We start from the raw sequence: 19,657 nt of genomic DNA, 5'->3' as shown, positions 1-19,657 counted from the left end.
GGGACTGTGGCTGCCCCGTCGCTCACACTGTAGGTGAAGGTATCAATTCCGACAAAGCCTGCCTTGGGGGTGTAAGTGAACTCACCGGAGGGATTAAAGGCGATCGTACCGTTAGTCGGGCCTGTGAGTAAACTAGCACTCCGCGGGTCGCTATTGGCGTCGGTGTCGTTGCTTAAGACGGATGGAAGTCCGTTGAGAACTTTATCGTGCAGGGTAATATAGGTGTCAGGATTTGCCACCGGGAAGTTATTAACCGAGATGTTGCCGAGAGTAAAAGTGGCACTTGCTTGATCCGTGGCGTCGCCGAAAAATAAAAAGCTTGGCTGCGTGTAAGGATTGTAGGGTAAAGCTGGCTGGCTGGTTGTTGGATTAAATGCCGTATAGTTCCGCAGCGGCTGATTCGTCAGGCTTGGTATTGCTACACCACCGGCAAACAAGGTGTAAGTGCTGCCTTGAACTACCAGTTTGTAGTCGGTAGCAGTGCTGATGTTAAGATTCGCATTTACCCCGCGAGTAAACAGGGCGGGAACTGATGCTGCTGTACCGCCGTTTTGAGCAAAAATGCCTCCGTTGGTGCCTAGGTTACGGTTGGTGAAACCGAGTTCAATGCCATTTTGAGCGTCGCTGCTAATGGCGATGATACTGAAACCGGCGCGATCGTCACTATTACTGGTTTCCGCCGTCACTGCAACGTTGAAAGACACGCTATAGCCGTTGGTGCGATCGAGTGCGGGGAAACTTGCATTGAGTTGAGCAAATGTTCCTGGCGCAGGAGTAGGAGTGTATCGGTAGTTGGTATAGCCTGCATAGCCTGCATTGCTAGCAGGGGTATTCACGGTAGAAGTATCAATACCCGTGTTGGGCGAGAAGGCACCAGCCGGTATGAGACCTGAACCGGCTGGGGGAGGCAGAGGAACTTGTCCGTAAGGTAATTGAGTACCGGCTGCTGTCCCGATGCCTGGTGTTGTTGCTGGTGGTGGATAGTTTGTGCCGTCGTAGAGGGTTTGGGGGAAGGTAAATTGATAAGCCGTTCTGGTGGCTGGGTCGATCGCCAACCCAGAAGACACCGACCCCGTTGTATAATCTAGTTCCCAGTCTCCGCCCAAGGCTGCGCTGCCTACAGGCGTGCTAGAAGCCGCAATTTTTGCCTTGGTTAACAGACTGATTTGCTGCACGAAGTTAGCGCCCGCCTCGCCCGCCGCTACCTCGCACCCGTACAGCAAAATCTCTGCATTTTCTACCAGGGCTGTTGACCACTGCTGCAATTGCTTAGCATAGCTTTTTAAATTTGTCAAGCTTAATTTAGTTGCCCCTAGCTGCAAACTACCAGGGCTACCGTGGGAGATGATGTGAATGCTGGTAATACCACTGCGACTTGCTAGTGCTTTAGTAATTTGTTCTACCCCATTCCGTACTCGATTGAGGCTAATTACTTCTGTCCCCGGTGCGATACCGTTGTGAAGAGTTTGGCGATCGTCCAGGGCACTGTCGATAAAGGCGATCGTCGTGGCAACTAAACTAATACTGTCTGGCATAATAGACATAAAGGTAGATGAAAATACTGAATTAATGCCTGCCAAACTTAGCAAATTTCTAGGGTTACTGTCATCAGTAAACTATCAACATCAACGGTAAATAAGAGACATCTTCATAATTAATCTGGAACAGGCCGGAAAGCCTGTGATTGACAGTCTGACAATGTGGAACAGGCATCATAGTTGTTATGGAGTTTCTGGCAATGTGAAACCGACTGGAAAGCTTGTTATTGACGGTCTTTTTGAGACAGGTATAATCGTGATGTTTTATGAAGCTGCAACAGATGGATTTTGTAGCTGCTAGTTGAGCAAGTAATTTATTTATTTCAACAACCCAAAACTACCTTACCCAACTCGCCATTTTAAGGTTCCATCGCTAAAAGTTCTTCTGCTACCAATCCCTTCTGAATCGCAAGTACAGCAGCTTGAGTGCGATCGCGCACTTCCAACTTTTGCAAAATCGCATGAACGTGAACCCGCACAGTCCCTGGAGCAATATACAATATTTGAGCAATTTCCTGATTGCTTTTACCCCCCGCCACTAAAGCTAAAATTTCCTGTTCTCGCTTCGTCAGCGGATTTTCCAAAACTTCCGATTTAGGGCTATTTTTAACAGGTTCAGGATTAGCAAAAACCGCCCTAATTTCCGCAGTGGCGGCCCGATCCCACCAGGAAGCACCCGCCGCTACCGAGCGAATTGCTAACACCAAAGTTTCCGCCGCAATTCCCTTGAGACAATAGCCCTGAGCCCCCGCTGCAATCAATCTTTCAATTAAGGATTTTTGAGAATGAGATGTTAAAATTAAAACTGGAATTGCTGGATGTCGTTGTTTAATTTGGCGACAAGCTTCAATGCCACCAATTCCCGGCAAACCCACATCGAGAACCACCACATCCGGTAAGTGTTCCTGAGTCAATTCTACCGCTGTTTCGCCATCTTCGGCTTCCGCAATTACTTGCAAGCAATTTTCTTGCTGCAATCTGGTTTGCAGCCCTAAACGAAACAGTTCGTCATCTTCAACTAACAGAATTCGCAAGGGATAAGCTGGTTTCATTTCTCTGGGATCGCAGGGAGTCGGAATCCAAATAAAGCACCGTGAGGCAATTTATTTTCTGCCCAAATTATACCTCCGTGGGCGTCAATAATTTGGCGAGATAAGTATAACCCCAATCCCGCTCCTTTAGCTTGCCGATCGCCATTTCCTTGATAAAAACGCTCGAACAAGTGCGGCAGTTCCTCTGCGGTAATTCCCAACCCGCTATCAATAACTTTCACGATCTGATAACTTGAATAAAATTCCATCACCACTTCTACTTTACCACCACGAGGGGAATGATTGATCCCATTGGTCAATAAATTCACAAAAACGCGCTGAAGTTGTACTGCATCGCCTTTTACCCACAAAGAGCGACGAAAATCTGATTCTCCGTAACTAATATTAATGTAAACTCGACGCGCCGCCGATAAATCGATGAGAGTGGCAATTACTTCTTCTGCTAAAGTTACTAAATTTACCGGAGCAAGCTGTAGTTTTAAACCTTCAGTATCGTTGCGGTAAACATCCAGCATGGTTTCTACTAATTGTAAAGTCATTTTGTGCGATCGCGTCATGGTTTCCAAAACTTTTTGCTGAGTAGAAGTCACATCGCCAAATTTGGCCTGTTTAAAAGCTTTAATAGTCTCGATAGCCCCCAGCATCGGCGTTTTTAAATCATGACTCAAAGTAGAGACAAAATCTTCTCGGATGCTAGCTAATTGTTGCTGCGACTGCAATTGCGCTTTGGTAAGGGCGATCGCCTCTTCGTACTGCTGATTGCGATCGCTCAAATAGCCTGTCACCCCCAAAGCCATGACGGCGATCGCCCTATTTGCTACAGTTGCTAGGGCGATCTTTTCTCCATAAGGAAGAACCAAATTCAACAGAGTCAATAGCGCCGCTACCAGGGTAATTTGCAACTTACCCAACCGACTCAGGCGCGAGTTTGCCATTAAAATCGGTCCAGTATATAAATATCCAAATAAATATTCCGAAGGCGTGCTAAATTCTAGTGCTACCACAATGGTAAATAAAATAGCGATCGACCATCGCCCCCGCCAATATTTCTCTCCCAGAGCCAAGTTTTCCTTGATTTTAAATATTTTTTTTAACATCATTAATTAATCCATATTTTATCGGTATATTTCATTAATTTTGACGCAAATAGCCCGCGTTGAGATCCAAAATATATCTCTAAGTATAGGTAGTTTAAAAAATCTAAACATTGGTTTCCTACTAAAATATATAGCAGTTATACATAATTGGTAAACAGCAACTTATACCTGGGGGTTGATTATCAACCACCCTAACTTCAAGTATATTGATTGTTAAAAGTAGACTGCATTTTTAAGAAAGTATTGACTCCCTTATGATTGAAGGATTAATTCAAATCGCCTTAACGCTAATCATAGTAGTAGCGATCGCCCCGATTTTTGGCAATTACATGGCACGAGTATACATGGGAGAAGCAACCATCCTCGATCGCGCCGCTAAACCCCTAGAACAACTCATCTATCAAGCTGGCAATATTCGCTTGGCAGATTCAATGACAGGTTGGCAATATGCGCGATCGGTATTCTACAGCAATATCGCCATGGGCATATTTGTTTTCCTCATTTTCATGCTTCAAGGATTGCTCCCTTTAAATCCTACCGGCTTAGGTACACCAACCTGGGATACCGCCCTGCACACAACTATTTCATTCCTCACCAATACCGACCAACAGCATTACTCCGGCGAGACAACATTTACTTACCTATCCCAGTTAACTCTAGGCTTTTTAATGTTCACGTCAGCCGCCACAGGTTTAGCAGTAGGCATTGCATTTATTCGAGGATTAACAGGTAGGGGACTAGGCAACTTTTACATCGATTTAATTCAATCTATCACCCGTATTTTGCTACCACTTTCGTTAATACTTGGCTTGCTTCTACTAATTAATGGCGTACCAGAAACCCTAGCAGGTCCAGCAGTTGCCACCACCTTAGAAGGCAGCACCCAAGTAATAGCCCGCGGCCCAGTTGCTCATTTTGAAAGCATCAAACAACTAGGAGAAAATGGCGGCGGATTCTTTGCCATTAACTCGGCTCACCCCTATGAAAACCCCAACCCTTTTACTAACCTGCTGGAAACCATAGCCATGGTTTCAATTCCGGCAGCACTAATTCATACTTACGGCATATTTGCCAATAACAAAAAACAAGGCTGGCTAATTTTTTGGATGGTTTTTAGCATCTACGTTGTCTTGATTGGCATTGCAGCAGTAGGCGAATTCCAAGGCAATCCTCTTATCAACAAATTACTAGGCTCAGTGCAGCCAAATTTAGAAGGAAAAGAAATTAGATTTGGCTGGGCCCAAACCGCCCTTTGGGCAGTGACTACAACAGGCACAATGTGCGGTGCGGTCAACGGAATGCACGATTCTTTAATGCCTCCCGGCAGTTTTGCTACTTTATTTAACTTGTTTCTCCAAATCGTTTGGGGCGGACAAGGAACGGGAACAGCTTACCTATTTATCTACTTAATTTTGAGTGTGTTTCTCACCGGATTAATGGTGGGAAGAACCCCAGAATTTTTAGGCAGAAAGATAGAAAAGCCGGAAATAGTTTTAGCCAGCGTTGTGCTGTTAATTCATCCCATCGCCGTTTTAATTCCCGGCGCAATTACCCTGGCATTTCCCAACAGCTTAAGCGGCATCAGTAATCCCGGATTTCACGGCATTTCCCAGGTGATGTACGAATACGCTTCGGCCGCCGCCAACAACGGTTCAGGTTTTGAAGGATTGGCAGACTCTCAACCAGCAGCTACCGGAATCTGGTGGAATTTAACCACCTGTTTTAGTATGCTCTTAGGGCGCTATGTTCCGATTGTGGCACTGCTGCTGTTAGCAGACAGCATGACCAACAAACAACCAGTACCAGAAACAACAGGAACTCTCAGAACCGACTCAGTGTTATTCACCAGCGTCACCGCTGGAGTAATCTTAATTCTAGGCGCATTAACCTTTTTCCCAGTGCTAGCTTTAGGACCAATTGCCGAAGGATATGAAATTAGCAGTGGCAAATTTGAACCCGCACCGACCACAGTACCAGCAGACATCAATCCTTCACCTTTAGGAAAGCCTTCGATCCCCCTAAATCCCCCTTAAAAAGGGGGACTTTGATGGTCATGCTCCCCCCTTTTTAAGGGGGGCTGGGGGGGATCGGAATCTGGTGGTAAAGGCCACAATCCGCAATCCCCAATCCCCAATCCTAAAATCCCAAATCCCAAATCCCAAATCCCAAATCTAAAATCCAAAATTTAAAATCCCCAATCGATATGGCTTCTTCCAATAGCACCAATTCTCCAAAAAATCCCCGTTCCAGAGGTTCTCGCGAATCCCGCCGACATACACCCAAAGCAAATACCAAAGGCCTTTACCAAAGAGCATTCAAACAAGCTTTCATCAAGCTATATCCACGGGTAATGTTGAAAAATCCGGTGATGTTTGTGGTGTGGGTAGGCACAATTGTGACTGCATTATTAACCATCGATCCGACCTTATTCGGCCCGGTTCCCGGTAAAAATCAAGTCGTTTTCAACGGTTTAGTCACGTTAATTTTGTTCTTCACTTTGGTGTTTGCAAATTTTGCCGAAGCCGTAGCAGAAGGGCGCGGCAAAGCCCAAGCAGACGCACTGCGATCGACCAAAGCCGACACCATCGCCCGCAAACTCTTACCAGACGGTTCATTGCAGGAAGTGAGCTCCACATCCCTCAGACGCGGCGATCAAATTAAAGTAATCGCAGGCGATATCATTCCCGCTGACGGCGAAGTAATCGCGGGTGTCGCCTCTGTAGACGAATCTGCAATCACCGGGGAATCCGCCCCGGTGCTCAAGGAACCGGGTTCGGACATCGCCAGTTCCGTTACGGGGGGGACGCGCATTCTTTCCGACGAACTGACGCTGCGGGTGATGGCCGACCCCGGTAAGGGGTTTTTGGACAGGATGATCGCGCTGGTGGAGGGCGCTGAACGCACGAAAACACCGAATGAGATCGCGCTGACGGTGTTGCTGGCGGTGCTGACTCTGGTGTTTTTGATTGTGGTGTCTACGATTCCGCCGGTGGGAACTTACGTGAAAACTCCGGTGGGTGTGGTGACGCTGATTTCGCTGCTGGTGGCGCTGATTCCAACCACGATCGGCGGTTTGCTGAGTGCGATCGGGATTGCGGGGATGGATCGCGTGGCTCAATTTAACGTCGTAGCGACCTCTGGACGCGCCGTGGAGGCTTGTGGCGACGTGAATACGCTGATTTTGGACAAAACGGGGACAATCACCCTGGGCAACCGTTTAGCGGAGGAGTTCATTCCGGTAAACGGTCACTCGCTGGAGGATGTGGCTGCTGTAGCGCTGGCTGCAAGCGTGTTTGATGAGACACCGGAGGGAAAGTCGATCGTCCGTTTGTCGGAAAAATTGGGCGCTACAGCAACTTTCGATCGCGCTAACGCCACCGGGCTGGAATTTTCGGCAAAAACGCGGATGTCTGGCACGGATTTGCCCGATGGTACGGAGGTTCGCAAGGGTGCGGTGGATGCGGTGAAGGGTTTTGTGCGATCGCGCGGTGGTAACATCGGCCCCGATCTCGATGAAGCTTACGAGCGAGTTTCCCGGCTGGGAGGCACACCTTTAGGAGTTTGTCAAGGCAGCGATATCTACGGCATTATTTATTTAAAAGATGTGATTAAACCGGGAATTCGCGATCGATTTGACCAACTCAGAAAAATGGGCATCCGCACAATTATGCTCACCGGAGACAACCGAATTACAGCATCAGTAATTGCCGATGAAGCCGGCGTTGACGACTTCATCGCCGAAGCAACTCCAGAGGACAAAATCGAAGTAATTCGCAAGCAACAAGCCCAAGGTAAATTAGTAGCAATGACCGGGGACGGAACCAACGACGCACCCGCCCTAGCCCAAGCAAACGTAGGCTTAGCAATGAATTCGGGAACCCAAGCCGCGAAAGAAGCTGCCAACATGGTAGACCTAGATTCCGACCCCACAAAATTGATTGATTTAGTGACAATCGGCAAACAATTACTGATTACACGCGGTGCGCTGACTACATTTTCCCTAGCCAACGATATCGCGAAATATTTTGCCATTATTCCCGCAATGTTTGCCCCCGTTGGCGCTTTGAACGTGATGGGTTTAGCTAGCGGTCAATCGGCAGTATTATCGGCATTAGTTTACAATGCTTTGATTATTCCCGCTTTGATTCCCCTAGCGTTAACCGGGGTAAAATTTCGCCCCTTAACGGCCAATCAACTTTTGCAGCGGAACATTTTAATCTACGGCTTTGGCGGGGCGATCGCGCCATTTATTGCCATCAAAATTATCGATATTTTCATTGCAGCCGTTGGCTTAGCATAGAACAAGTTCGGCAACAGATCAACAAAGATACTCATTCCCAAAACTAGGAGGATTCATGAAACGTAATAATTGGCTGAATGATGTTTTGCCCCCGGATTTTCAAGCAATTATTGAGTTAGCACAAACCCTGTGGCAGCGTCATCCAATCCCGGTGCAGCTATTTCTAGTAATGTGTTTCAATGCCATCATTGCGCCCGCTGTTTATGCAGCTTCTGGCGAAGATTTAACCCGCAAAGCTGTCTGGGGTTTAAGTCTGCTTGGTTTGGTGATTATCGCGCTTTCTATTTACCTGTTAGTGGTCATATTTCAGCCGGAAAGATTTTAGCTGAAGCTGGACTACCCAAAATTAACTTTTTCACAACACCCAAATCAACAATATGAGAGAAATAATCAGAGCAATTCGCGTGACTTTAGTCCTGTGGGGAATTACAGCCATTGTTTATCCCTTGATTTTGCTAGCCATCGGTCAAATTGCTTTCAATTACCAGGCAAATGGTAGCTTAATTACTAAGCAAGGAGTTGTACTTGGCTCCTCTTTAATCGGTCAGAATTTCACATCGGAAAAATATTTTTTGAGCCGTCCCAGCACCACAAATTACAGCATTTTCCCAGATTACGATCCGACGAAAGCCGAGAATTTAAGTCAAAGAACAGGTGTTTCTGGAGCTAGTAATATCGGTCCCAGTAACTCAGATTTGCTGAAAAGAGGTAATGAGAAAGATGGTTTTCAGGGAATTCAATTTGAAATCGATCGTCTCAACAAAGCTGGCATCACACCTACGGCTGATTTAGTGTATACTTCTGGTTCTAGCCTCGACCCTCATCTTAGCGAAGAGGCGGCTAGAGCGCAAGTTCAACGGATAGCAAAAGTGCGATCGCTCAATCCCAATCAAGTCGAAATTCTGATCTCCAAAAATACAGACGGCAGATTTCTCGGCATTTTTGGTGAACCCGGAGTTAATGTCCTCAAGCTCAATCTAGCTTTAGATGGTTTAAAATAGTTATTTGTTATTGGTTATTTGTTGTTTGTTGTTTTTAGCAAGTGACAACTAGCAACTGACAATTAGCAACTGACAACTGACAACTGACAACTAGCAACTAGCAAATACCAACTACCAACTACCCACTGTCAATTATCAACTGACTATTTAGCTATGATTCACTCTAGCGAACTCGAAAATAACCCCGACGCAGTTTACGCCCAACCAAATCGCACTTACGATCGCACACGCCGTCGGGGAAAGCACAAAATCTTTATCGGGATGGCCCCCGGTGTTGGCAAAACTTTCCGAATGCTAGAAGAAGGACACACAATCAAATCAGAAGGCATTGATGTAGTTGTTGGATTGTTAGAAACTCACGGCAGAAAAGAGACAGCAGCCAAAGCTGAGGGACTAGAAATAGTCCCACGAAAAAAAATGCTGCGAGGCGAAATAACTCTGACTGAAATGGATACAGAAGCTGTGATCGCGCGCCTCCCTCAACTAGCATTAATTGATGAACTGGCTCATACAAATATTCCCGGTTCTCTCAGAGAAAAGCGCTATCAAGATGTCGAAGAAATACTGAATGCTGGCATTGATGTTTACTCCACTCTCAACATTCAGCACATAGAAAGTCTCAACGATTTAGTAGCGCGAATTACCGGAGTTGTCGTGCGAGAACGAGTACCCGATCGCATTCTGGAAGAAGCTGACGAAATACTCGTGGTTGACGTGACACCAGAAACCTTAGAAGAAAGGTTACTAGAAGGTAAAATCTATGCTCCCGAAAAAATTGAACAATCTTTAAAAAACTTTTTTCAGCGTCGTCATTTAATTGCATTACGAGAACTAGCATTACGAGAAGTCGCAGACAACGTTGAAGATGAGGCACTAACTTTAAAAGGTCAATCTTGTAACATTCACGAACGAGTTTTAGTATGCGTTTCCACTTATCCAAATTCTTTGCAACTTCTCCGACGGGGTGGGAGAATTTCTAGCTACATGAATGCACCATTTTATGCTTTATTTGTGGAGAACCCCGATCGCTTTTTAACAAAATCCGAAAGCTTACATATTGAAACCTGCCAGAAACTTTGCCAAGAATTTAACGGGCAATTTCTGCGGGTGCAGAGTCAGAATATAGCAAAAGCAATTTCTGATGTAGCTAAACAGTATCGCATTACTCAAATTGTGATTGGTGAAAGCCAGCAATCTCGCTGGAAGTTGTTGTTGCGGGGTTCTTTGACTCAGCAATTAGTGCGATCGCTCAAACACGTAGATTTGCACATCATCGCTACTGAAAAAAGTCAGTAGTCATTAGTCAGTAGTCATTAGTCATTAGTCATTAGTCATTAGTCAGTAGTCAGTAGTCAGTAGTCAGTAGTCATTAGTCAGTAGTCAGTAGTCAGTAGTCAGTAGTCATTAGTCATTAGTCAGTAGTCAGTAGTCAGTAGTCAGTAGTCAGTAGTCAGTAGTCATTAGTCAGTAGTCATTAGTCAGTAGTCATTAGTCAGTAGTCATTAGTCATTAGTCAGTAGTCATTAGTCAGTAGTCATTAGTCAGTAGTCATTAGTCAGTAGTCATTAGTCATTAGTCATTAGTCAGTTGTTACAAGTAACAAATAACAAATAACAAATAGATATAACTTTCGGAGGATAGCAGACTCTAGCTTTCGGCGGATGTACCAGAAGCTTTGATCTGTCACGATCGCAGTTGTCACGCCTGATTAAAAGTGCGATCGCTATGGTGGATAATTACATTCTCAACTTGCTAGTTATTGGCATCCTCCTGCTGATTGTGACATTAGGTTCAGGATGGATTTCCCGATTGCCACTGTCTTATGCCTTAATTTACCTGTTAGTGGGCATCGGATTGGGTCCCTACGGTGTCAAATTGATTGAATTGCGCCCTGATGCTCAATTTTTAGAAAGACTCACAGAATTTGTAGTGATTGTTTCTCTCTTCAGTTGCGGCCTAAAAATGAACCGCCCCCTGCAACTTTGGGCTTGGAATTCCACAGCGCGCCTGATCGGTTTTTTAATGCCTATTTCGATTTTTAGTATAGCAGCAGTCGGTCACTTCTTTTTGAATTTAGATTGGGGTGTGGCGATTTTATTGGGAGCAATTCTCGCTCCTACCGATCCAGTTTTAGCCTCCGAAGTTCAGTTAGCACATTTAGACGATCGAGATGAATTGCGCTTTGGTTTAACCTCCGAAGGTGGCTTGAACGATGCTCTCTCTTTTCCCTTTGTTTATTTTGGCATTTATTCACTAAAAGATGGTAATTGGCCGAACTGGTTTTCGCAGTGGGTAGTAATTGATATAATCTGGGCAGTTGCCGCTGGAATTGTCATGGGCATTTTAGTCGCTAAAGCTGTCACCTGGATCGATAAAAGATTGCAACGCTACAGACCGGCCGATGAATTAATGGAAGATTTCATCGCCCTGAGTACAATTTTACTCACTTATTCTCTAACCGAAGTAGTCAACGGCTACGGGTTTCTAGCAGTTTTTGTATCAGGAATTGTAGTGCAGCGCAGTTACCGCGACCCAGAAAAACCGCTTTCCCAATTGCGATTTACCGAGCGCATTGAAAAGTTAATGGAAGTAGCCACTATTTTACTTTTAGGTTCTTTGTTGCGCCTAAAACCGATGTGGGCTTTTGCAGCAGATTCGGTGTTAGTGGCGGGATTGTTATTTTTCTTGATTCGCCCCTTGGGAGCTTGGATCAGTACGATTGGCAGTCCTTTGCACCCCGCCAGTCGCTGGCTGTGCGGTTGGTTTGGCATTCGCGGTGTTGGTTCTATCTATTATCTTACCTATGCTTTTGGCAAAGGTTTAAAAGGCGAACTCGGAGAACAAATTGCCTGGATTACTTTTACAACTATCGTAATTTCAGTGATTTTACACGGAATTAGTTCTACCCCGTTAATGAACTGGTACGAGCGACGAATTAAACCTAAAGTACCGGATTTAATTTGATTTATTAGGGTGCGTGACTTTAATAGTCCTGGACGCAACTGTCACACAACAATCGACTTGTAGGGTGCGTTAGGTGAAGTTCTCTAACGGCGATCGGGAATTTCGGGAGAGTAGCGCACCTTACTATATAATCTAATACCATTTCTCTAAAATCGTGCAACAATCTTGGACCCCCCCTAACCCCCCCTTATAAAGGGGAGGGACAAGACTACTGTTGCATTCTTTTTTAAAATTGCTATAACATTGACTTGTAGGGTGCGTCAGGCGAAGTTCTCTAAGGACACCGAAAGAAAAGAAGATTATAATTTATTGGATAACTCTAATATAAACGTTCCCGGAATCAAACATGGATCGATTTGAATTTCAGCTAGCAATGCTGCAAAAAGGAGCAGAGGAACTAGAGAAAAAAATAGCTAACTTTAATACAATTTTGATTCAATTAAAAACTGCGGCAATTACCATTTGGGTAGCGTTGATTGGTTGGGTGTTTGCCAGCAAAATAGATGCGTTAGTTCCCCTAGGATACGTTATAATTTTTGGTTTCTGGTTTTTAGAAGCGACCTACTGGAGGGTGCAATTTTATCACATACAAAGAGCCGATGCAGTTACCCAATTCTTGAATAATGAAAGCGCCTTAGATGAAAGCTTTAATACCCGTTCTATACCGGAAGGTCTTGTTCACCCGCTCGGTTTTTTGAAAACACTTAAAATGCCTTCTTTGGGTAGAGCTATCTGCGCTCCATCAATCTATATTTTTTATACCTTTTTGTTTGTTGTTAATTCGATCGTTTGGTTAATAACTCTTAAAACAGCCATCTAACTGGGTAAGATCCCAATGTGCGATCGACCGGACAATATCTTCCATCCCAACTAACTAAAGTCAAGCTGTAGGGTGCGTCAGGTGAATTTATAGAACGATTATTGAGGGTTTAAAAATCTGACGCACCTTACTAATTGTGACTATTTCCAATTTTTCAAGCACACGACAATGCAGTCCTTAGCCGCAGCTAAACAGGTTTCACCCCAACTAATAAAGCCAGTTCCAGCCACTTCCAATAACAGTCTGCATCGTCAAAACCAATTTCTCTCAACCAGCGCAGTTGCGTTTCCACATCCAGCAATTTATTAGATGGATCGTCTGGCGAATCGCTAATACCTAACGCTTCTCGAAATTTCTGGTGTAAAGCCTCTGTTGCCGACGCTACGTGTTCCAAATTGCAAAAAATGCCTCCGGGTTCCAAAAGCTCGAAAATCTCGGTATAAAGCGAACGTTTGCGATCGTCCTCTACGTGGTGAATTGCGAAACTAGAAACTACTGCATCAAACTTGCCCAAATCGGGCAGAGAATCATCCAGGTTATGTTCAATTACTGTCACCTTTGGATCGTCAGCAAAACGAGTTCTGACTTTGGCCAACATTGTAGCCGAAAAGTCGATCGCCACACATTCAACATTCGGGCGATCGCACTTAAGCAAACCCAACAACCGCCCATCACCCGTACCAATATCCAGAATCCGCCGTACATTTTGCGGAACCTCCCCCAAAAGTACAGCTTCACCTTCCGTGCGGTGGGGGATACTATCAGCTTTAGCAAGATACCACAAAGCGTGTTCCGCAGAACTCCAAAGATTGACTTGACTCATTTCTTTTTATTCCTCATAAACTTCGCCATTTTTGCGCGTAAAAATCCAACCATTCCCACTAGATTCCGCGATTAAGTCATCATCAGGATAATGAGCCGAATCACCAGAAGTGCGATCGCCAATTTCCAGATAAACAACATCATAATTACTGCGATTCACTAAATGATGCCCATCAGCATCCCCAGCCGGAAAACCCGCAGCCATACCCGGTTTTAGCACTTTCTCCCCCGCATTAGTCACCAAATAAACATCCCCTTCCAGAACATAGATTAACTCATCTTGACAACTATGCCAATGTCTGAGAGCAGAACAACTACCCGGTGCAAGCCGCACTAAATTCACCCCAAAATTCTTCAAACCAGCCGCATCGCCCAAACGTTTTTTCACCCTTCCCGCCACCGCAGATTGAAATTGCAGGGGATATTTAGAGCCTGTAATATCCGGCACATTTTCAGGATTCACAATCATAAAAATACTCCTTTCAGTATTTGTGACATCTCTTTCTTTTGACTTGCCTATTACCTCGTTGTCTCGCAGGTGGCACTGGATAATCTCCTTGCTGGTTAGCAACAGGTATAGCCACAGCCAAATTAGCCCATCCCCCCACCATCGCCGCCACGGTGAGAAAAACAATTTTAATTTCTGTTTTCATGATTACAAAACACGCATTAATTCGAGATAAATATCATTTTATACAACTTGCCAGAACCGCACCACTGTGGCATCCTACCTCCGACAGTTCCCCCAACCCATTAAGAATGTGTTATAAATATTGAGATTCATTAAGAAATATTTCTCAAATGCTCCTTTCCTCCTCCGGTGTCAGCAAACTCAAAGAATCTTTAAAAGAAAAAGTATTCTTTGGGAATGAGCCAACCCCCGAACTCATAGCCATATTACTGATTTACTTCGTCCAAGGTATCCTCGGACTAGCCCGCTTAGCCGTCAGCTTCTTCCTCAAAGACGAACTCGGCATGAGCCCCGCGGAAGTCTCAGCCATGCTGGGCGTTGTCGCCCTACCTTGGATGATCAAACCCCTATTCGGCTTCATGTCGGACGGGTTGCCCATATTCGGCTACCGCAGACGGCCTTACATCGTCCTTTCCGGGCTGTTGGGAACCTCAGCATGGGTGGCCCTAGCCACAATAGTACACACACCCTTAGCAGCTACAGGGGCGATCGCCCTTAGTTCCCTCTCCCTCGCCGTCAGCGACGTCATCGCAGACTCCCTAGTAGTCGAAAGAGCCCGAAAAGAATCCCTTACCGATGCAGGTTCCCTGCAATCCCTATCCTGGGGCGCATCAGCCCTCGGCGGACTAATTACCGCCTACCTCAGCGGTTCCCTACTCCAACAATTCTCCACCCACACCATATTTTTAATCACCGCCTGTTTCCCACTCATCGTCTCAGCAACAGCCTGGTTAATTAGCGAAGAAAAAGTCAACAAAAAAACCGACTTTGAAACAGTAAAAAATCAATTGAAACAACTCCGACAAGCTGTTAGCCAAAAAACAATTTGGTTGCCAACCGCCTTTCTTTTCCTGTGGCAAGCAACCCCAAGTTCCGACTCCGCGTTCTTCTTTTTCACCACCAACGAATTAGGCTTCCAACCAGAATTTCTCGGCCGCGTGCGCCTAGTTACCAGTCTGGCGGCTCTTGTCGGTATCTGGCTGTTTCAGCGATTTCTCAAAACAATTCCATTTCGAGTAATTTTCGGCTGGTCAACAGTAATTGCCACCGTCTTGGGATTGACAAGTTTACTATTAGTAACTCACGCCAACCGAGCTTTAGGAATTGACGACCAGTGGTTCAGCATCGGAGATAGCCTCATCTTAACAGTAATCGGGCAAATTGCTTATATGCCAGTGCTGGTATTGTGCGCGCGATTGTGTCCCCCCGGTGTCGAAGCAACTTTATTTGCACTACTGATGTCCATCACCAATTTAGCCGGACTTTTGTCCTACGAAGGTGGTGCAGTTTTGACTCACTGGTTAGGAATTACCGATCGCAATTTCGACAATCTCTGGCTGCTAGTCCTCATCACCAACCTGTCCACACTTCTACCCCTACCATTCCTAAGCTGGCTACCCGCTGAAAACACAGAAACTGGCGAGCCAAACAATCAAAAAACACTGCCATTATTAGAAGCGGAAATGGGAAGCACCAAACCAACAGGACAACATTTCATGCCGGAATATTTTCCCGACTTGGTACCAACAGTAATCTCAGAAAGCCGAACCGCAGATAGCAAATGAAGGAAGAAGGAAGAAGGAAGAAGTCACCCCCCAAGGAAGAGGGTGGTTTCATTCTCAAGAAAACGATAATTGTATAGGGGTAGTGGATGGTGCGTGCCTACCCCCTCACTCACTCTCTGCGCCCTTTGTAGTTAAATCAATAAAAGCTTATTCTACCAATGCAAAACCTAGAAACTTCCCAACTAAAAACAACAGCCAAAACCTCATCATACGATCGCACCGACTGGCAACGAGGCTACCAATCCCAGCGTCAGGAATCCGACTACTGGATAGACGAAATAGAAGGTGAAATCCCCCCCGACTTACAAGGCACATTCTTTCGCAATGGGCCAGGCTTGCTAGATATCAACGGCGAACAAATTCACCACCCCTTTGATGGCGATGGGATGGTTTGTGCGATCGCAATTTCCGACGGGCGCGCCCACTTCCGCAACAGATTCATCCATACCGAAGGCTATCTAGCAGAAAAAACAGCCGGAAAAATCCTCCATCGAGGCGTTTTCGGAACCCAGAAACCAGGAGGTTGGCTAAGTAATATATTTGACCTCAAAATCAAAAACATTGCCAACACCAACATCATTTATTGGGGAGAAAAACTATTAGCATTGTGGGAAGCAGCAGAACCCTACAGACTCGACCCTTCCACCTTAGAAACCATCGGCTTAGATACCCTAGACGGCATCTTGCAGCCCGGTGAAGCTTTCGCCGCTCACCCCAGAATTGAAAAAGGCAAAAATGGAGCCGGAGACAGACTCATAAACTTTTCTGTCAAACCAGGTTTGTCTAGCGTAATTACCATTTACGAACTCGACGAAAGTGGCAAACTATTGCAAAAACACGCCCATGCAATACCAGGTTTTGCCTTCCTACACGACATGGTAATTACCCCCAATTACTGCATATTTTTCCAAAATCCCGTCAGCTTCAATCCTATACCTTTCGTGTTAGGAATCCGAAGTGCGGCCCAGTGCATTCAATTTTCACCCAACAAGCCGACGCAAGCAATTTTAATTCCGCGCAACGGCACCGATAAAGTGAAAATATTAGAAACAGAACCATGTTTTGTTTTCCACCACTGCAACGCCTGGGAAGAAGACGGCGAAGTCTTTGTAGACTCAGTATGCTACGAATCATTCCCCAACGTCGAGCCAGATGGCGATTTTCGCGAGATAGATTTCGATAGCATTCCCGCCGGGGAATTGTGGCGCTTCAAGCTGAATTTACAAGCCGAAACAGTGGAGCATCAAGTAGTTGAAACTCGGTGCTGCGAATTTCCAACCTTGCATCCAAATAATGTCGGACAGCCTTACCGATATCTTTACATTGGTGCCGCCGATGCTCCCACCGGCAATGCTCCTCTGCAAGCCATTCTCAAATTTGATTTCCTAACTGGCGAAAGGCAACTTTGGAGTGCGGCACCGCGCGGTTTTGCTGGGGAACCAGTGTTTGTGGCGCGTCCCGATGCTGTGGCTGAGGATGATGGCTGGCTGCTGGTTTTGATGTACGATGCTGCTAATCATCGATCGACCTTAGTAATTTTAGATGCTAGGGATATCGCGAAAGGGCCTGTGGCGCGGTTGCATTTAAAATATCATATTCCCTACGGTCTGCATGGAAGTTTCACATCAAATGTATTTCTTCCTTAAACCATAGGTTAGCAGTCCGCTGGAATCTCAAGGAAAAGTGCGATGTCTGAACAAGACATCGCTAATATTATTACGATCCAACCAGGTAAAAAATCCGGTTTATGATATAAAATACTCACTCTTCTCTTCCTTCGCGTCCTTAGCGCCTTCGCGGTTAAATCATTCCGAATTATTATCTAATTCATGCAAATTGTCAACCACAATAACCTCAAAAAAACACTTATTTTAATTTGCAATCTCATCCTAATTTTTGCAATTACTTTATCGATTTACTCTCCCGTAGCTCATGCTCAAGAACCTTACACCCCCAATCCAGAAAGCTCTGCGGCTCCCAAAGGCTTAGTAGAAGTCACAATGACTGCGATCGGAGTCGATCCAATTAAAAACGAATTAGAAACACGCTTAGAATTTGAACTAAAAGGCATTTACAAAAAAGGACCTACCTACCCAGCTCAAGATTTGTTAATGACAGTTAACGGTGCAAATATAGAAAATTCAGAAATTACTTTTAAAGCTGGCAAGCCGATGATTTTTCCGGCTTTAAAGTTCAATTTAGTCAAGGGTAAAATCAACAATTATCCCTTTGACAGGCACATTGCTAGAGTAGCTATTTCCATCGATCCGCTGCCTTCGATTCGGAAAAAATTTGCCCCTTTTGAACTCAACCCCGTACCGCTGCTATTTAAGTTCAATGCCGATGTTCCAGGTTTTGACATCACTTACAAGCCTCTGGAAGAAAATTCATCTATCTTTATTTATATCGATGTCCGCATAACTCGATCGCTCCCGGTAAAATTTTTTGCTTTAACCATTATCGTGATTATGTGGGTGCTATCAACGATGGCGCTGCTGCTAGCATTGAGAGTGATGAAATCGGGTAAGTTACCGGAAATTGGAATGTTGAGTTGGACGGCTGTGATGCTGTTTGCTTTTCCAGCTATTCGTAACGCTCAGCCGGGAGTGCCTCCCGTGGGAACTGCCAGTGATTTCTTATCATTTTTTTGGACGGAAATTATTGTAGTCGTGGCTTTGGTGATTATTGGTAGTTGTTGGTTGAAACGGTATCATCCACCCATTGAATAATCTAGGAAGAAGGAAGAAGTCACCCCCCCCTACCCCCCCCAAGGGAGGAAGAAGTTGGGTGGGGCGGGTTTATGAGATTATGGGTTTTAGGCAATTATTTTTGGTAAAACCCGCCCCTACCAAACTTATGTTTACTGAGGCGCCGACTCTCGGCAATTCAATTCTTGATTTCCAAATTTTCAATATCTTTCGTTGGTATTCCCAAGCCTCGCAAAATACTAAAAGCCATGATTCGATACCCGGATGGATTTGGGTGTACTCCGTCTGCTGCTAACAAATTTAGAGTTTTGCCAGCGTGTCTTTGAAAAGTGCCGATCACTTCTCGAAAAGGTTTATTTAAATCAATAAATAAGCATTGATTCTGTAAAGCAACTTCTCGCATGGCGAGAATATATTCTTGTAAACGCTGGTTTTCGGGACCATCGAGAACTTCACGGATGGGAGTAGGAGAAAGTAGCGCCACTCGAATTCCTGCTGCTTTGGCTGCTTCCACCATTTGTGTGAGTTTCTGTTTGTATTCTGCTAATCCTACTCCGGTGGATAAGTTTCCTTGGGGATGAAATTGACGGTTTTGGAAGTCAAAGAATGCGTGCCAAACGTCGTTGACTCCAACGTTAATCATGACTAAATCTGGTTTTTTGTCAATGACATCTTGCTGGAAACGTGCTTGCATATCTGTGGCTTTGTTCCCGGAGATGCCGACGTTGATGATTTCGATCGCGCGATCGGGATACAGACCGTTTAGATAGCGTTGCAGTAGCCAAACGTAACCTCCGGGGTATTTGCCGGCTTCTGTGATGCTGTCGCCAATGGTGACAATTCTGCGTTTGCCGGCGAGGATGTTCTCGATTTCTGGCGGTAGACTAGCTATTGATGGGGATTCTTGAAACATCGGAATTAAGGAGTGAGGAATGTTGATAAAAATCAAAGCAGCAATTACTGCGGTGGCAAATCTGATGACTATTTGCTTTAATGGATATTTGGGACGTGGCGATCGCACTTTTGGAGACATTACGCAGTTTGTATTAAATTCATGCTTGAGGAAATTGTATGATGAAACTACAACAGTTATTATGGT

Annotated in this window: 17 protein-coding genes; 10 read left to right on the top strand and 7 right to left on the bottom strand. The window is 45.2% G+C overall.

Annotation, left to right across the window (positions count from 1 at the left end; all coding sequences use genetic code 11):
- From AAFP14_RS23250 to AAFP14_RS23240, 3 genes are all read right to left on the bottom strand, one after another.
- Window positions 1-1,544, bottom strand: a 1,544-nt coding sequence (locus AAFP14_RS23250; protein ID WP_341734559.1) for a DUF4347 domain-containing protein, incomplete at its 3' end; no start/stop codon positions are given.
- A gap of 353 nt (window positions 1,545-1,897) precedes the next feature.
- Complete coding sequence (locus AAFP14_RS23245; protein ID WP_341734558.1) at window positions 1,898-2,590, bottom strand: response regulator transcription factor; 693 nt, start codon at window positions 2,588-2,590, stop codon at window positions 1,898-1,900.
- Complete coding sequence (locus tag AAFP14_RS23240) at window positions 2,587-3,687, bottom strand: sensor histidine kinase (RefSeq protein WP_341734560.1); 1,101 nt, start codon at window positions 3,685-3,687, stop codon at window positions 2,587-2,589. Before AAFP14_RS23240 ends, AAFP14_RS23245 begins: the two co-directional genes overlap by 4 nt.
- A 254-nt stretch (window positions 3,688-3,941) precedes the next feature.
- On the opposite strand from AAFP14_RS23240, the gene kdpA reads away from it, so the two are divergent.
- From kdpA to AAFP14_RS23205, 7 genes are all read left to right on the top strand, one after another.
- The gene (gene kdpA, locus AAFP14_RS23235) at window positions 3,942-5,720 is read left to right on the top strand and encodes a potassium-transporting ATPase subunit KdpA (RefSeq protein ID WP_341734557.1); all 1,779 of its coding nucleotides are present in this window, start codon (window positions 3,942-3,944) and stop codon (window positions 5,718-5,720) included.
- Window positions 5,721-5,890: 170 nt separating this feature from the next.
- Window positions 5,891-7,987: a potassium-transporting ATPase subunit KdpB gene (gene kdpB, locus AAFP14_RS23230; RefSeq protein ID WP_341734556.1), complete on the top strand. Its 2,097-nt coding sequence runs from the start codon at window positions 5,891-5,893 to the stop codon at window positions 7,985-7,987.
- A gap of 55 nt (window positions 7,988-8,042) precedes the next feature.
- Complete coding sequence (kdpF, locus tag AAFP14_RS23225; RefSeq protein WP_341734555.1) at window positions 8,043-8,312, top strand: K(+)-transporting ATPase subunit F; 270 nt, start codon at window positions 8,043-8,045, stop codon at window positions 8,310-8,312.
- A 52-nt stretch (window positions 8,313-8,364) separates the two neighbouring features.
- Window positions 8,365-8,988 carry a K(+)-transporting ATPase subunit C gene (gene kdpC, locus AAFP14_RS23220; RefSeq protein WP_341734554.1) on the top strand — a complete coding sequence of 208 codons (624 nt, stop codon included), beginning with the start codon at window positions 8,365-8,367 and terminating at the stop codon, window positions 8,986-8,988.
- Window positions 8,989-9,141: 153 nt separating this feature from the next.
- Window positions 9,142-10,284: a sensor histidine kinase KdpD gene (locus AAFP14_RS23215; RefSeq protein WP_341734553.1), complete on the top strand. Its 1,143-nt coding sequence runs from the start codon at window positions 9,142-9,144 to the stop codon at window positions 10,282-10,284.
- Between the two features lie 399 nt (window positions 10,285-10,683).
- Window positions 10,684-11,952 (top strand): cation:proton antiporter, encoded by a 1,269-nt coding sequence (locus tag AAFP14_RS23210; protein WP_341734552.1) that lies wholly within the window; start codon window positions 10,684-10,686, stop codon window positions 11,950-11,952.
- A 373-nt stretch (window positions 11,953-12,325) separates the two neighbouring features.
- Window positions 12,326-12,772, top strand: coding sequence for a hypothetical protein (locus AAFP14_RS23205; RefSeq protein ID WP_341734551.1), 447 nt, complete (start codon window positions 12,326-12,328; stop codon window positions 12,770-12,772).
- A 187-nt stretch (window positions 12,773-12,959) separates the two neighbouring features.
- On the opposite strand, the gene AAFP14_RS23200 is transcribed toward AAFP14_RS23205, so the two are convergent.
- From AAFP14_RS23200 to AAFP14_RS23190, 3 genes are read right to left on the bottom strand one after another with little or no spacing between them, the layout of a single operon-like run.
- On the bottom strand, window positions 12,960-13,595 hold the full coding sequence (locus AAFP14_RS23200; RefSeq protein ID WP_341734550.1) for a class I SAM-dependent methyltransferase: 636 nt from the start codon (window positions 13,593-13,595) through the stop codon (window positions 12,960-12,962).
- Between the two features lie 6 nt (window positions 13,596-13,601).
- The gene (locus AAFP14_RS23195; protein WP_341734549.1) at window positions 13,602-14,063 is read right to left on the bottom strand and encodes a cupin domain-containing protein; all 462 of its coding nucleotides are present in this window, start codon (window positions 14,061-14,063) and stop codon (window positions 13,602-13,604) included.
- 13 nt (window positions 14,064-14,076) lie between these two features.
- Window positions 14,077-14,247 (bottom strand): hypothetical protein, encoded by a 171-nt coding sequence (locus tag AAFP14_RS23190; protein WP_341734548.1) that lies wholly within the window; start codon window positions 14,245-14,247, stop codon window positions 14,077-14,079.
- 148 nt (window positions 14,248-14,395) lie between these two features.
- On the opposite strand from AAFP14_RS23190, the gene AAFP14_RS23185 reads away from it, so the two are divergent.
- The 3 genes from AAFP14_RS23185 to AAFP14_RS23175 all read left to right on the top strand — a co-directional run bounded on the left by AAFP14_RS23185 (window position 14,396) and on the right by AAFP14_RS23175 (window position 18,579).
- The gene (locus AAFP14_RS23185; RefSeq protein WP_341734547.1) at window positions 14,396-15,850 is read left to right on the top strand and encodes a folate/biopterin family MFS transporter; all 1,455 of its coding nucleotides are present in this window, start codon (window positions 14,396-14,398) and stop codon (window positions 15,848-15,850) included.
- Window positions 15,851-16,008: 158 nt separating this feature from the next.
- Window positions 16,009-17,496, top strand: a complete 1,488-nt coding sequence (locus AAFP14_RS23180; RefSeq protein ID WP_341734546.1) for a carotenoid oxygenase family protein — start codon at window positions 16,009-16,011, stop codon at window positions 17,494-17,496.
- Between the two features lie 183 nt (window positions 17,497-17,679).
- On the top strand, window positions 17,680-18,579 hold the full coding sequence (locus AAFP14_RS23175; RefSeq protein ID WP_341734545.1) for a DUF4436 family protein: 900 nt from the start codon (window positions 17,680-17,682) through the stop codon (window positions 18,577-18,579).
- Window positions 18,580-18,736: 157 nt separating this feature from the next.
- On the opposite strand, the gene AAFP14_RS23170 is transcribed toward AAFP14_RS23175, so the two are convergent.
- Window positions 18,737-19,591: an SGNH/GDSL hydrolase family protein gene (locus AAFP14_RS23170; RefSeq protein ID WP_341734544.1), complete on the bottom strand. Its 855-nt coding sequence runs from the start codon at window positions 19,589-19,591 to the stop codon at window positions 18,737-18,739.
- Window positions 19,592-19,657: the final 66 nt, after the last annotated feature.

Origin of the sequence: Microcoleus sp. EPA2 (assembly GCA_020882975.1) — a bacterium.
Taxonomy (GTDB): Bacteria; Cyanobacteriota; Cyanobacteriia; order Cyanobacteriales; family Microcoleaceae; genus Microcoleus.
Note: the sequence above shows the minus strand (reverse complement) of the source record. Positions and strands in the feature narration are given on the sequence as shown.

What these genes read in the sequence shown, in the direction of transcription:
- AAFP14_RS23190 (WP_341734548.1), bottom strand. Translation starts at nt 14,247, where the DNA reads ATGAAAACAGAAATTAAAATTGTTTTTCTCACCGTGGCGGCGATGGTG.
- AAFP14_RS23180 (WP_341734546.1), top strand. Translation starts at nt 16,009, where the DNA reads ATGCAAAACCTAGAAACTTCCCAACTAAAAACAACAGCCAAAACCTCA.
- AAFP14_RS23175 (WP_341734545.1), top strand. Translation starts at nt 17,680, where the DNA reads ATGCAAATTGTCAACCACAATAACCTCAAAAAAACACTTATTTTAATT.
- AAFP14_RS23240 (WP_341734560.1), bottom strand. Translation starts at nt 3,687, where the DNA reads ATGTTAAAAAAAATATTTAAAATCAAGGAAAACTTGGCTCTGGGAGAG.
- kdpA (WP_341734557.1), top strand. Translation starts at nt 3,942, where the DNA reads ATGATTGAAGGATTAATTCAAATCGCCTTAACGCTAATCATAGTAGTA.
- AAFP14_RS23215 (WP_341734553.1), top strand. Translation starts at nt 9,142, where the DNA reads ATGATTCACTCTAGCGAACTCGAAAATAACCCCGACGCAGTTTACGCC.
- AAFP14_RS23195 (WP_341734549.1), bottom strand. Translation starts at nt 14,063, where the DNA reads ATGATTGTGAATCCTGAAAATGTGCCGGATATTACAGGCTCTAAATAT.
- kdpF (WP_341734555.1), top strand. Translation starts at nt 8,043, where the DNA reads ATGAAACGTAATAATTGGCTGAATGATGTTTTGCCCCCGGATTTTCAA.
- AAFP14_RS23200 (WP_341734550.1), bottom strand. Translation starts at nt 13,595, where the DNA reads ATGAGTCAAGTCAATCTTTGGAGTTCTGCGGAACACGCTTTGTGGTAT.
- AAFP14_RS23185 (WP_341734547.1), top strand. Translation starts at nt 14,396, where the DNA reads ATGCTCCTTTCCTCCTCCGGTGTCAGCAAACTCAAAGAATCTTTAAAA.
- kdpC (WP_341734554.1), top strand. Translation starts at nt 8,365, where the DNA reads ATGAGAGAAATAATCAGAGCAATTCGCGTGACTTTAGTCCTGTGGGGA.
- AAFP14_RS23170 (WP_341734544.1), bottom strand. Translation starts at nt 19,591, where the DNA reads ATGTCTCCAAAAGTGCGATCGCCACGTCCCAAATATCCATTAAAGCAA.
- AAFP14_RS23245 (WP_341734558.1), bottom strand. Translation starts at nt 2,590, where the DNA reads ATGAAACCAGCTTATCCCTTGCGAATTCTGTTAGTTGAAGATGACGAA.
- kdpB (WP_341734556.1), top strand. Translation starts at nt 5,891, where the DNA reads ATGGCTTCTTCCAATAGCACCAATTCTCCAAAAAATCCCCGTTCCAGA.
- AAFP14_RS23205 (WP_341734551.1), top strand. Translation starts at nt 12,326, where the DNA reads ATGCTGCAAAAAGGAGCAGAGGAACTAGAGAAAAAAATAGCTAACTTT.